10 protein-coding genes are annotated in these 12,771 nt (G+C 72.2%); 2 read left to right on the top strand and 8 right to left on the bottom strand.

The genetic code is table 11. The features are described from left to right. Positions 1-79: 79 nt before the first annotated feature. Complete coding sequence (locus D1J63_RS35365; protein WP_125634700.1) at positions 80-928, bottom strand: helix-turn-helix transcriptional regulator; 849 nt, start codon at positions 926-928, stop codon at positions 80-82. Between the two features lie 133 nt (positions 929-1,061). Here D1J63_RS35365 and D1J63_RS35370 point away from each other — a divergent pair, with 133 nt between their 5' ends. Then, on the top strand, positions 1,062-1,916 hold the full coding sequence (locus D1J63_RS35370) for an NAD-dependent epimerase/dehydratase family protein (RefSeq protein ID WP_125634702.1): 855 nt from the start codon (positions 1,062-1,064) through the stop codon (positions 1,914-1,916). A gap of 121 nt (positions 1,917-2,037) precedes the next feature. Here the strand turns inward: D1J63_RS35370 and D1J63_RS35375 are convergent, their stop codons facing one another. The 7 genes from D1J63_RS35375 to D1J63_RS35405 form a co-directional block, all read right to left on the bottom strand. Further along, entirely contained in the window at positions 2,038-4,020 is a 1,983-nt protein-coding gene (locus D1J63_RS35375) for a SpoIIE family protein phosphatase (RefSeq protein ID WP_164713120.1), read from the bottom strand. A gap of 396 nt (positions 4,021-4,416) precedes the next feature. After that, positions 4,417-5,931, bottom strand: a complete 1,515-nt coding sequence (locus D1J63_RS35380; protein WP_241235648.1) for a HAMP domain-containing sensor histidine kinase — start codon at positions 5,929-5,931, stop codon at positions 4,417-4,419. Further along, the gene (locus tag D1J63_RS35385) at positions 5,928-6,644 is read right to left on the bottom strand and encodes a response regulator transcription factor (RefSeq protein ID WP_125634705.1); all 717 of its coding nucleotides are present in this window, start codon (positions 6,642-6,644) and stop codon (positions 5,928-5,930) included. Before D1J63_RS35385 ends, D1J63_RS35380 begins: the two co-directional genes overlap by 4 nt. Before the next feature lie 76 nt (positions 6,645-6,720). After that, positions 6,721-7,611: an ABC transporter permease gene (locus D1J63_RS35390; protein ID WP_241235649.1), complete on the bottom strand. Its 891-nt coding sequence runs from the start codon at positions 7,609-7,611 to the stop codon at positions 6,721-6,723. Continuing rightward, the gene (locus tag D1J63_RS35395; protein WP_125634707.1) at positions 7,611-8,543 is read right to left on the bottom strand and encodes an ATP-binding cassette domain-containing protein; all 933 of its coding nucleotides are present in this window, start codon (positions 8,541-8,543) and stop codon (positions 7,611-7,613) included. Before D1J63_RS35395 ends, D1J63_RS35390 begins: the two co-directional genes overlap by 1 nt. A gap of 272 nt (positions 8,544-8,815) precedes the next feature. Next, positions 8,816-10,051, bottom strand: a complete 1,236-nt coding sequence (gene thrS / locus D1J63_RS35400; protein WP_125634709.1) for a threonine--tRNA ligase — start codon at positions 10,049-10,051, stop codon at positions 8,816-8,818. A gap of 308 nt (positions 10,052-10,359) precedes the next feature. Next, on the bottom strand, positions 10,360-11,544 hold the full coding sequence (locus tag D1J63_RS35405; protein ID WP_125634711.1) for a serpin family protein: 1,185 nt from the start codon (positions 11,542-11,544) through the stop codon (positions 10,360-10,362). Between the two features lie 209 nt (positions 11,545-11,753). Here D1J63_RS35405 and D1J63_RS35410 point away from each other — a divergent pair, with 209 nt between their 5' ends. Beyond that, complete coding sequence (locus D1J63_RS35410) at positions 11,754-12,653, top strand: aminoglycoside phosphotransferase family protein (RefSeq protein ID WP_125634713.1); 900 nt, start codon at positions 11,754-11,756, stop codon at positions 12,651-12,653. The last annotated feature ends 118 nt before the right edge of the window (positions 12,654-12,771 follow it).

A 12,771-nucleotide genomic window follows, 5' to 3' on the forward strand; every position in this document is an offset into this window, starting at 1 on the left:
GGTCGTGGCCGACGGCACGGACGGCCACCGGCTGGGGGCCGGAAGGAGCGCTGCCGCTGAGCGACCGGCGCCCCCACGGTCACGGGTCCGTCGGTGCCAGGTTCTGCAGACCCACCACCCGCAGCAACTGCAGGCGCTCGTACGACTCCGTGCCCGGGCGGGCCGTGTGGATGACGAGCTGCTGGTTGTGGTCGGAGTTGACGAGGACCTCGCAGTCCAGTTCGAGGATGCCGATCGCGGGGTGCCGGAAGCGCTTCGTGGCGGCGCGCCGTACGGCGACCTCGTGTTCGTCCCAGAGACGGGCGAATTCCGCACTCCTGGCGCGTAGTTCGGCGACGAGGGCGGCGGGTTCGGGGTCCGCGGGGCGGGACGCGGCCACCGCTCGCAGACCGGCGACCTGCTCGCGGGCGCGCTGGGGGCGGTCCTCGGGCGGGAACAGCTCCTGGGCCGCCGGATCCAGGAAGAAGTGGCGGATCATGTTGCGTCCTCGGGGCGGGCGGGCGAGGACGTCTCCGCTCAACGCCCGCGACAGCGCGTTCTGGGCCAGGACCTCGCCGCAGTCGGTCGCCACCATCGCCGGGGTGTCGTGCAGCCGGTCCAGTACCAGGAGCAGGCCCGGGCGCACGTGCGCGCCGGTCGCCTCCCGGCGCGACGGCTCCTCACCGGCGAGGTGGAAGAGGTGGTCGTGTTCGTCCTCCGTCAGACGCAGGGCGCGGGCCAGCGCGGTGAGCATCTGGCGGGACGGGCGCGGACCCCGGGACTGTTCCAGCCGCGTGTAGTAGTCCACGGACATGCCGGCCAGCTGGGCGACCTCCTCGCGGCGCAGCCCCGGTGTGCGGCGGCGTGCTCCGGCCGTGAGGCCCACGTCGGAGGGGTGCAGGCGGGAGCGGGCGCGGCGCAGGAAGTCGGCGAGTTGGGCGCGGTTCACCCTTCCAGGGTGCGGGAGGCCGACCGGGTTATCCAGGGACTCGCGGTCCCCTGATGGAGAGGTCTCTCCCCCCTCGCCCCGCAGCGGACGAGGGTGGTCGACGACGGATGACACGGCAGGTGAGGAGCAGATCATGCTGACTTTGGTGACCGGCGCGACGGGACAGATCGGACGCCGCTTCGTGCCCAGGCTGCTGGCCCAGCGGCAGCCGGGCGAGCAGGTACGCGTCCTGGTGCGGGACGCGGCCCGCGGCAAGCGCTTCGCCGACCTGGGCGCCCAGGTCGCCGTGGGAGACATGCGCGACGAGGAGACACTCCGTGAGGCGCTCGCCGGCGTGGACACGGTCGTGAACGTCGCCGCCTCCTTCCGCGGCGTGCCGGACGAGGAGGCGTGGGCCGTCAACCGGGACGCCGCGGTGGCCCTGGGCCGCGCCGCGCAGGCCTTGGGCACGGAGCGGTTCGTGCAGGTCAGCACGAACAATGTCTACGGCGTCGGACGGGGCCGCCCGCTCACCGAGGAGGACGAGAGCAGGCCGGGCGGCGCGCTGTGGGGCGCCTACCCCGAGTCCAAGGCCGAGGCCGAGCGGGAACTGCTCGCGCTCAAGGGTCTGGACGTACGCATCGGACGGCTCCCCTTCGTGTACGGCGAGGGCGACCCGCACCTCGCCAACGTCATGCACTGGGCGGCCCGCTGGGCGCCGCACCAGCGCCTGCAGATGGCCCACCACGCGGACGTCGCCCAGGGCCTGATGCGTCTGCTGTACGCGCCGGGCATCGCCGGCCGCATCTACAACATCGCCGACGACGCCCCCGTCACGACGGTGGAGCTGTACGCGCTCAACGGCATCGAGGTGCCCGCCGGGCTCCACGAGCTCACGGACCCCGATCCGTGGTTCGGGATCATCTCCAACCAGCGGATCCGCCGGGAGCTGGGCTTCCGGCCGATCTACCCCAGCGTGTGGACGGCCCGGGACGCCGGAGCCTTGTGACCGGCACCGGCCCTCCGGCACCGGCAGTCCGGACTGCGCCCGGCCTGCTGCTCCTCGGGCTCCCGGGCGATCGGCGGGGCGCGCGGCGGATCTCCGGCGTCAGCCCGGTGGACCTCCGGCGTCAACCCGGCGGATCGACTCGAAAGGCGATCAGGGCGATGTCGTCGCGGTTGTCGGACAGGCTGTTCTGCAGCGAGACGAGAAGTGCGGACAGCTCTTCGTCCCGTTGTCGCGCCGCCGCGGTCAGAAGTCTGTGCTGGCCTTCGTCCAGGGAGGAGGTGGGGGTCTCGATGAGGCCGTCGGTGTAGAGCAGGAGGGTGTCCCCGGGGGCCAGGGTGTGGGCGTGGCAGGTACGCGGGAGGCCGGGGTCGACGCACAGCGGGGGATCCTCGTCGGTGCCGGTGAGGAAGTACGGCTCGGCCCTGGCGGGGACCAGCAGCGGCGGCGGATGCCCGGCGTTGGCCCAGGTCATGCGCCAGGTGCCGTCGGGCAGACGTTGCAGGCGGGAGTGGACGGCCGTGGCGAAGGAGGCGATGTCCAGCCCTTCGGCGGCGTTCTCCAGCATGGTCAGGACGGCCGAGGGCAGGAATTCCGGACCGTTGTTCCAGGCCAGGCCCCGGAGCATGCTCCTCAGTTGTCCCATGGCGGTGGCCGCCGTGAGGTCGTGCCCGGCGACGTCTCCGATATCGAGAACGAGGGTGCCGTCGGTGTGGACGACGGCGTCGTACCAGTCGCCACCGATCTCGTTCGCCGAGCTGGCCGGCTCGTAGCAGGCGGCCAGACTCGCGCCGGAAACGGTCGGCGGGCTGGTGAGATGCGCATGCTGGAGGCGCAGGGCGGTGCGGCGTGCCCGCTGGAGATCGAGCGCCTTGCGGATGGGCCGCTCCGCGAACTGGAAGATCCTCTGCAGTCGCTCGGTGTCGGCCGGGCCGGGAGCGGGGGAGTCCTCGTTGGCGCTGATCACGGCGTAGCCGAGGACGATGTCTTCGGCCACCAGCGGATACAGGGTCACGCTGGTGGCGTTCGCGGTCCTGAGCCATTGCTCCGTGACCGCGGGGACGACGCCCGGTGGCACGCTTTCGCCCGGCGGCAGACGCAAGGTGCGCGGGGTGCGTCGCTCCAGCATGTCCCGGACCGTGTCACTGACGACGATCGTCTGGTCCCGCAGCGGGGGCCGTGCCGGCAGGCCGTGACGGGTCGAGGAGGCGGCCCGTCTGGCCGTGACGGGTACGTGCCCGGGCAGCGGCCACTCCTCCTGGGCCAACAGCATGATCACGCAAGCGTCGGCGAGTTCCGGAACGATCGCGTTCACCACTGCCGCGAAGGACTCGTCCAGCCCTCCTCCGGACACCTGTGCGATCTGGGCGAGAAGGTGCTCGCGCAGCGCGGCGTTCCAGGTGTCCTCGATGTCGTCGGTCGCGGCGATCCATTCCTCGGCGCGGCCGTTGCGCAGGATCGGCACACACCGGGACCACACATGACGGTACGAGCCGTCGGCGGCGCGCACCCTGAACGTGGTTTCGAACAGCCTCGGTGGCTCCCGGTCGAGCGCGGCACGCCATTCCTGCCGAAGACGGGCCAGGTCACGGGGGTGGATGAACGCGCCCCACCGTTCATCCATCCGGTCGTGCCACGGGCTCCCGGTCAGCTTCTGCCAGCCGGGGACGAGCTCCTGCGCGGATCCGTCCGCACGCAGCACCCAGACCATCTGGGAGACGGCCGTCACCACCGCCTCGTACCGTTCGAGTGCCATCGTCTCGGCGGTGGTGTCCAGCGCGACGACCATCACGCCGTGGCCCTCCGCGAGGGAGACGGGCGTACAGGAGTACACGAAGTACCGGGCCTGTTCCGGGGCCCCGGGGTCGGGCTCGCGCGTTTCGGGGAGCCGGCGGGGCCGCCCGGTGGCGACCACCTCGTCCAGCACGGTCAGGAACTCCTCCGCGTCCGGTTCGGGAAACGCCTCCCTCGCGGGCAGCCCGACCGGCCGGGCTCCGAGCAGCCTGGCACACGCGTCGTTCTGGTAGACCAGCCGGTGCTCGGAGCCCGCGAACAGCGCGACCGCCGCCACCGTCTCGTCGAAGAGCCGCACGTCGAGGGCTCTCACCGAGCCCGTCACCGGCCCGCGCCGTGCGCCCGCCAGACGCGCGGCGGACCGGCAGTCCGCCACAGCGGGGTCACCACCCCGGGCTCCCCTTCCGCGGCCGGCCGCCGGGGCCACCCTTCGGCCCGCGCGGACGCCGACGGCCGAACCCGCAGGGACCGCGCCATCACCCGGCCCCACCGGACCCGCTCGGCACCCCTGCGCTTCTCTGCGGCCATGAGCACCATCCAATGACGACCGCACCGAGTCCCGCGCGCGGCCGTACGCCAAACGGGGCCCACGGCCCCGGCACTCTGCGGAGGGCGAGCACCGGGAGTACGAGGCGTCCGCAGTGCCCGCGGGGCGCCGCGGCCGGGGCAACCGGGCACTGGTCGACTCCGTGGGTGGCGGCGTCCCCGGCTACTCCGACACGTCGCGGGGCAGCAGGACGCGGAAGGTCGCACCGGCACCCGGAGCCGTCCGCAGTTCGACCCGGCCGTCGTGCGCGCGCACCAGCGATTCGACGATGGCCAGCCCCAGTCCGGCGCCGCCCTCCCCGGAGCGGGTGCGGGCCCGGTCGGCCCGGTAGAAGCGGCCGAAGACCCGTTCGGCCTGCTCACCGGTCATCCCGGGCCCGTCGTCCGCGAACTCCAGGACGGCGTACCCGTCCCGCGTCCCGACGCCGATACGGACCGGTGTGCCGGGCGGGGTGTGGGTGACGGCGTTGCCGACGAGGTTGGAGGTGACCCGGCGCAGCCGGGCCTCGTCGCCCAGGACGGGGGCGGCACCGGGCCGTCCGCCACCGGGGCCGGTGAGGTCGACGGGCCGCAGTGGGTCGAGGGCACGCAGGTCGTGCAGCGCGTCGACGGCCAGGGTGCGCAGGTCCATCGGCGTGCGGTGCAGCGGCAGGGCGGCGGCGCCCTGCTCGTCGAGACGGGCCAGGAGCAGGAGTTCCTCCACCATGCCGGCCAGACGGGCCGCCTCGCGCTCGATCCGGCCCATCGAGGCGTCGACGTCGGCACGCTCGGGCATGCCGCCCATTCGGTACAGCTCGGTGAAACCCTTGATGCCGGCCAGCGGGGTACGCAACTCGTGGCTCGCGTCGGCGATGAACCGGCGCATGCGCTGCTCGGAGTCGGCGCGGGCGGCGTCGCCCGCCTCGATCCGGTCGAGCATGCCGTTGAGCGCCGTGGACAGCCGGTCCAGTTCGGTGCGCGGGGCGGCGAGCTGTGGCACGCGACGGGAGAGGTCCCCGGACGCGATCGCTGCCGCGGTGGTCTCGATGCGGCGCAACGGACGCAGACCCGCGCGTACCGCGAACCAGCCGGCGAACCCCAGGAACGCCAGGACAGCCGTGTCCAGAACCAGGACCCGGCCGGCGAGGTGCCGTACGGAGGTGTCGACCCCGCCCAGCGAGCCGGCCGTGACCACACTGCCGCCCGGGCCACCGCCTTCGGCGACGCGTGGTACGGCGATCACCCGCCAGTCGTCCGCGCCGCCCTCACTCTCGACGGTGAACGGGGCACCCGAACGTTCGGCGACCGTCGCGGTGTCGAGACGCGGAAGCGCGGGCGGTTTCCGGGTGGCGGACCGGACCACGCGCTCGACGCGGCCGTCCGGGGCAAGGTGGGCGACGTAGACGTCCCGCATCCACTGCACTTCCACCGCTTCGCGCACCTGCGGCGCTTCGTCCTCGCCGACCGTGTCCGGCAACGTGGGGAGCCGCGCCGACACCTCGGCCACGCCCCGGACCCGGTCGTCCAGTTGCTCCACGAGGCCCCGCCGGAGCTGGTCGACGACGAGTCCGGTGCTGCCGAACAACGCGGCCGTCAACAGCAGCAGGGTGATCACGAGCAACCGGCCGCGCAGCGAGAGACCCCTGATCCGGCCGGCCACCGTCTTCGTCGATCGCGTCCGGCACGTCCCGGTGTTCACCGCGAGGGCCTGCGCAGCACGTAGCCGGTGCCGCGCACCGTGTGGATCAGCTTGGGCTCGCAGGTGTCCACCTTGCGCCGCAGGTAGCTGATGTACGAGGCGACGATGCTGTCGTCGCCGCCGAAGTCGTAGTGCCACACGGCTTCGAGCAGTTGTCGCCTGGTCAGCACCTGGCCGACGTGCTCCATCAGTACGCGCAGCAGGCTGAACTCGGTGGGGGAGAGCAGGAGCGGCCGTCCGCCGCGGGTCACGTGATGGCCCTCCGGGTCCAGGGTGAGGTCACCGACGGACAGGTGGGCGTCCGGCTGCCGGCCGGTGGTGCGCCGGAGGATGGCCCGGATGCGCAGGATCAGCTCCTCCAGATTGAACGGCTTGGTGACGTAGTCGTCGCCGCCCGCGGACAGGCCGCTGATCCGGTCCTCGGCCGCGTCCCGGGCGGTGAGGAAGAGCACGGGCGGGGGCCCGGCCGCTGCCGGAGCCCCACCCCGGCTTCCGCTTCCGCTCCCGCCCAGGCGGCGTACGACCTCGAAGCCGTCGAAGTCCGGCAGCATCACGTCGAGGACGACGAGGTCGGGCCGGTCGTGGAGCACCGCCTCCATTGCCTCGGCACCGGTCGTGACCGCCCGCACCTCGAAGCCGGCCAGCCGCAGGCTGGCCGAGAGAAGCTCGCGCAGCGTGGTGTCGTCCTCGACCACCAGAAGCCGTTCCGCCATGCTTGGTCCGTTCTGCTCGTGCGTGCCGATCGCCGCACCGGCCGCTCGTCGCGATCGGCGTCGCGCACCGATCCTGCTACGCGTCCCGTCGGCGGAAGGTGAGGAACGCCGCGACCAGCAGCACCACGACGCAGCCTGCCATCACGGCGAGACCCGGCCACGGGTCCAGCAGATCGGGGTCCCGGTACCCGGTCACGATCTGCCCGCCGGCCGACGGCGGCCAGAACTTCGCCGCCCAGTCCGCCGGCGGCCCGGGCAGGGCCGGTGCCAGGGCGGGTACGATCAGCGTGGTCGCGAAGAGGGTCGTCACCGTGGCCGTGGTACTGCGGATCAGGACGCCGGCAGCCAGCCCGAGGAGCGCGGCGAGGGTCAGGAACAGTCCGCCGCCGAGCACGGCTCGCCACGTCCCGGGGTCGCCGAGCGCGACGTACGGCGCCCCCGAGGAGTCGAGTGCCGCCCGGCCCGACAGGAATCCGCCGAACGTCGTCAGCATTCCGGTCGGCAGCGCGATCGCCGTGAGTACGACGGCCTTGGCGGTGAGCACCCGGCCGCGGCGGGGGACCGCGGTGAGGGTGCTGACGATCGTACGGCTGCCGTATTCGGAGGTGATGGCCAGCCCTCCCAGCAGCGCCAGGGTGAGCTGCGCCAGGATGACGCCCTTGAGGCTGATGGCGAGCGGGTCGAAGGTGAGCCTGTCCGCGGCCGGCATGGCCGCGTACTCGTCCCCCGCCGAGGAGCCGTTGAGGGAGGCGAGACCCGCTCCGGCGACGAGGGTGGCCACGACCACGTACAGGGTGGCGCGCATCGTGCGCAACCTGATCCACTCGGCACGCAGGCTCTGGGAGAGACCCGCCCGGCCCGTGGCGCCGGCCCCGGGGGCCTCGCGCCGGTCCCGCCGCATCCTCGTCGACCGCTGCGGCGGCCGCTTCAGTCGTGCCCTGCGATTCTCCACGGTGCCTTGACTCATCAGGCGGCCTCCGCCTCGGTGGTGTACTCGACGCTGTCCCGGGTCAGCTCCATGAACGCCTCTTCGAGCGACGTCCGGCGCGGGGCGAGTTCGTGCAGTTCGACGCCCGTGGCCGCGGCCAGCGCACCGATCCTGGCGGCGTCGAGCCCGGTGACGACCAGCCCGGGACCGCCCCCTCCCTCCTCATCGGCGATCGTGCGTACGGCGGCGCCGGCCGCGGCCAGCCGGCCGGCGAAGGGGACCGCCCGGGGCGTACGGACGACGACCTCCCGACTCGCCACCGAGCCGATGAAGTCCGACATTGCGGTGTCCGCGATCAGCCGGCCCCGGCCGACGACGACCAGACGGTCGACGGTGAGTTCCACCTCGCTCATCAGGTGGCTGGACATCATCACGGCCCGCCCCTCGGCGGCCATCCGCCGCATCAGCCGGCGGATCCAGACGATGCCCTCGGGGTCGAGCCCGTTGAGGGGCTCGTCGAGTACCAGGACCGGTGGATCACCGAGCAGGGCGGCCGCGATGCCCAGCCTCTGCCGCATGCCGAGGGAGTAGGTGCCGGCCGCCCGGCGGGCCACGCCCGACAGCCCCACTTCCTCCAGCACGGTCTCGACCCTCCCGCGCGACAACCCGTTGCTCGCCGCGAGTGCCAGCAGGTGGTGATACGCGCTCCGGCCGGACAGCACGGCGCTCGCGTCCAGCAGGGCCCCGACAGCGCGGAGCGGAACGGGGTGCTCGGCGACGGGGCGGCCACCGACGGTGGCGGTGCCGGAGGTGGGAGCGTCCAGGCCCAGGATCATGCGCATGGTGCTGGACTTCCCGGCGCCGTTCGGGCCGAGGAAGCCGGTCACCTCGCCGGGACGCACACCGAAGCTCAGATCGTCGACGGCCAGAACCTCGCCATAGCGTTTGGTGAGTCCGCGAACCTCGATCATTGGCTCTCCCATTGGCTCTCCCGACTTGCTCGCTGGGTCTCGCCGTACCGTCACGGTGCGGCGAGACCCAGGCTCGACGGAGCCGATGGGAGCGTGATGACCGTTCATGTGAGTTCGATGGGAATCACAAGCCCTCAAACGGTCGAAATGTACAGAATGACGTCTTTGTGGGGAGGGAGTGCCATCGTCCGGCGAGGAATCTCCCAGAGCATTGCCATCCGCACGGTCATCCGCCGTGGCCGCCCGGGCCCACAGCCCGATCGCGTCACCTGCTACGAGGTGGCGTCGGCCCACAGGTCGGTGCTGTGGGCCTCGACGAGAGTGCTGATGCGGTTCACGACCTCACCGGCCGGCCGCGGATCGAGTCGGCGGCCGTCACGCAGGCGCAGTGCGACGTGATCGCCGGCGGCCTCCTTGGCGCCGATGACAGCTTGGTAGGGAACCAGGCGGAACTCTCGGACACGGGCACCCAGGCTTCCGCGGTCCGGCCCCACGACCTGGGCTCGCAGGCCCAGTCGGGTGCAGCGCCGGGCGAGGTCGACGGCGTTCGGCAGTTCGGTGTCGGAGATCGGGAGGATCACCAGCTGGGTCGGGGCGAGCCAGGCGGGGAAGGCCCCGCCGTGCTGTTCGAGGAGGTGGGCGACGGCTCGTTCCACACTGCCGATGATGCTGCGGTGGACCATGACCGGCCGGTGCTTGGCGCCGTCCCCGCCGATGTAGTGCAGGTCGAACTGCTCGGGCTGGTGGAAGTCGACCTGGACGGTGGACAGGGTGGACTCCCGGCCGGCGCCGTCGGTGACCTGGACGTCGATCTTGGGGCCGTAGAACGCGGCCTCTCCCTCGGCCGCCTCGTAGGGCAGACCGGAGCGGTCGAGGACGCCGGTCAGCAGGGCGGTGGACCGCTGCCACTTCTCGGGCGCGGCGACGTACTTGCCGCCAGGGCCCGGGAGGGAGAGCCGGTAGCGAGTGGCGCCGATGCCGAGCGCCTCGTACGCCTGACGGATCATCTCCAGCGCCGCCCGCGCCTCCTCGGCGACCTGGTCGAGGGTGCAGAAGATGTGCGCGTCATTGAGCTGGATGGCCCGCACCCGGGTCAGTCCGCCGAGCACGCCGGAGAGTTCGGAACGGTACATGCCGCCCAGTTCAGCCATGCGCAGGGGCAGTTCGCGGTAGCTGTGGGAGCGGGAACGGTAGATCACCGCGTGGTGCGGGCACAGGCTGGGCCGAAGGACGACCTGCTCCCCGCCGAGGTCCATCGGCGGGAACATGTCGTCGCTGTAGTGCGCCCAGTGCCCGGAGATCTCGTACAGCTCCCGCTTGCCGAGGACAGGTGAGTACACATGCTGGTAGCCCGCCCGCCGCTCGGCGGCACGGATGTACTCCTCCAGGGTGTGCCTCACGGCCGCGCCGTCGGGCAGCCAGTACGGCAGACCCGCGCCGATCAGCGGATCGGTGTCGAACAGGCCCAGTTCACGGCCGAGCCTGCGGTGGTCGTGCGCGGTGGTCATCGCGGTCTCCCTGCTGGTCGCGGGGCAAGTGACCGGGCCTACGACGAAGCCCCGGGGCACTTGGCCCCGGGGCTTCGGATCAGGTCGTCTGTCAGCGCGCCGGGACACTCTCCGGCGTCGTCGTCATGGCAGCGCGCTTCATGCCGCAGACGTTAGCAGGACGCGACGACGTCCACACGTTCATTACGCGTCAGGAGCCCCCCACTCCGGCCTGCCACTTGCGCCGGCGCAGCACATGGCCGCTGAAGAGGCGTCCGCACCGGTCATGTGTCCCGCCCCTCCAGCAGTGGTACCGGGCGATCGTAGGATCAGAAGTCTTCCTCGAGCGTGTCAGGGCTGGTGACCCACCCCGCGTTGAGGACGAGTCGGGACGCGCTGTGCAGTGCGAGGAACCCGAAGGGACGGTCGAAGCGGACGCTGACCTCGCGGGCTCGGAACGGGTGGCGCGGGATGCCGCCGGCCACCATGCCGAAAGCGGTGACGGCCGCGGAGCGGAAGCCGCGTGCGCCGAACGTCGCCGTCATCGTCTGTGCGGCGGCCTGGACGGCAAGTGGCTTGGCACTGATGCCGGGGAAGTGGCCTCGCGAGGCGTCCGTCGCCGTGCGCAGCCCGAACAGGTCGGGGTCATTGAGCAGGTCGTGGCGGGCTTTGACGGTGAACGGCACGGTGGACACGTGGAGCGTGGGTTCGCCGTCGACACTGGGAACGCGACTCACCGACAGACCCGGGCCCGGCGCGCCGTAAGGGAGTTGGCTGCCGGGGACCATGGCCCGGCGGTGGTGGAGTGCGTCCACGGCGGCAGTCAGGACCTGGCCCGCGGTTGCTTCGGGCGGCCCGAGGTACAGATGGACGTCGATGCCCTGGGTGCCGATGATCCGGAGTTCGGTGAGGGGGCCGGCTGTCGTGTCCGCGACGCCGACCCGGTGCGGGAGACTCGTGGTGCGGTGCAGGGCGGCCAGGTGCATGCCCCGCCAGGGCCCGGTTTCGGCTGCCATCTCGCCCGGGGTGAAGGGCCGGATCCAGTCGGTGCGGAGGGTCAGGGCGCCGGCCAGCACCAGCAGGGTGTCTTCGTCCACGGTGACCGGCATCGCCTCGATCTGCCCCTGGGTGCATGCGGCTGCCCAAGCGTCGAGGCGCGACTGATCGCTGTCGGGGTCACCGGTGAGCCGCCCGTGCACGTCGGCGGGCAGTCGGTCCAGCCAGGCCGGTTCGAGGGGCAGGGTGCCGCGGGTCCACAGTCCCAGGGCCGCGGCCAGGCCGCGCGTCGCCCCGAGCGTGGAGAGCACGTCTCGTGCTGCCGTCGCGGCGCCGGCGGCCGGGACGCCGAGTGCGTCCGACAGCTCCTGCCGGGCGGGACCTGCAGCACCGTCGGCGAGAAGGCCGAGCAACGGCCACACCCCGGCTGCGGCGAAGACTGTGCCGTCGTGGGGCAGGGTCGCGGCCCAGCGCGCGGTCAGTGCGTTGATGGCCTTGACTGTGCGGTGACTGGCCATGCGGCCCCTTCCGATGCTCCCGATCCTCGCGAGAGTAGAGCCGGAGGCGCCTGACCGGCGAGCGAATTCCACGTCGACGCTCACTGAGGAAGCCCCCACCTCGATGCGTCTGCCGTGCGTGACCAAATCGGTCGACAAACGCATCCGTGAACCACTGTGATGGCTACGACTGCCCGCCGCACGGGGCGGGCCGGCCACGGGAGTTGTCCTTGGCAGCCCTTCGCACTGCGGACATGCGCCCTCGGATCGACGAGGCGCTGGTCAGGCGCCTGGTCGACACGCAGTTCCCGCAGTGGGCGGAGCTGGCCCTGAAGCTGTTCAGCCCCGCCGGCTCCGATCATGTGATCTACCGGTTGGGCGAGGAGCTGTCCGTGCGGCTCCCGCGCCATCCCGGAGCCGTCGGACAGGCCGCGAAGGAACTCCAGTGGCTGCCACGACTCGACCCGCACCTCCCCCTGGCCATCCCGGTACCCGTGGCAGTGGGCGGCCCGGGCTTCGGCTATCCGTGGCCGTGGGGGGTGTCCCGGTGGCTGGACGGCGAGACGGCGAGCGCTGCCGCACTGGGCGACTCCTCGGAGGCGGCCATCGAACTGGCCCACTTCCTGGCCGCCTTGCAGCGGTTCGCACCCGACGACACCCCCGCCGGGGACACCACGGAAGCCCTCACCGGCCGCCCCTTGTCCGACCGGGACCGCGCGACGCGGGCCGCCATCGCCGAGGTCGACGGCGTGTTCGACACCGCGGCGATGACGGAACTGTGGAACGCGGCACTGAGCGCGCCCGGATGGGACCGCTCCCCGGTGTGGTTCCACGGCGACTTCCACACCGGCAACCTGCTGACCTCCGACGGCTGCCTCAGCGCCGTCATCGACTTCGGCGGGCTCGGTACGGGTGACCCGGCCTGCGACCTGATGATCGCCTTCACCCTGATGTCGGCCCACAGCCGAGCCGCCTTCCGTGAGGCGCTCGGCGTGGACGATGCCACCTGGCTGCGGGGACGCGGTTGGGCCTTGGCCACCGGCCTGAACGCCTACACCTCCTACGCCGCCGTCGATCCCCGGGTCGCCGCGCAGACGACCCGGCAGATCACCCAAGCCCTCGTCGGCTGACAACGGCACCACCATGCCGTCGCCGACGTCCACTGGGCCGGGGCGGACCCGTACGGCCAGGATGTTGGTCGCGCGGTCCCAGATGCCGATGTCGGTCACGTCGCGACTCGAAGCAGTG

Origin of the sequence: Streptomyces sp. KPB2, from assembly GCF_003950055.1 — a bacterium.
Classification (GTDB): domain Bacteria; phylum Actinomycetota; class Actinomycetes; order Streptomycetales; family Streptomycetaceae; genus Streptomyces; species Streptomyces salinarius.

Bases quoted from the DNA above. Each gene is read 5' to 3' on its own strand.
- thrS (WP_125634709.1), bottom strand. From the start codon at position 10,051: ATGACCACCGCGCACGACCACCGCAGGCTCGGCCGTGAACTGGGCCTG.
- D1J63_RS35385 (WP_125634705.1), bottom strand. From the start codon at position 6,644: ATGGCGGAACGGCTTCTGGTGGTCGAGGACGACACCACGCTGCGCGAG.
- D1J63_RS35390 (WP_241235649.1), bottom strand. From the start codon at position 7,611: ATGAGTCAAGGCACCGTGGAGAATCGCAGGGCACGACTGAAGCGGCCG.
- D1J63_RS35370 (WP_125634702.1), top strand. From the start codon at position 1,062: ATGCTGACTTTGGTGACCGGCGCGACGGGACAGATCGGACGCCGCTTC.
- D1J63_RS35395 (WP_125634707.1), bottom strand. From the start codon at position 8,543: ATGATCGAGGTTCGCGGACTCACCAAACGCTATGGCGAGGTTCTGGCC.
- D1J63_RS35405 (WP_125634711.1), bottom strand. From the start codon at position 11,544: ATGGCCAGTCACCGCACAGTCAAGGCCATCAACGCACTGACCGCGCGC.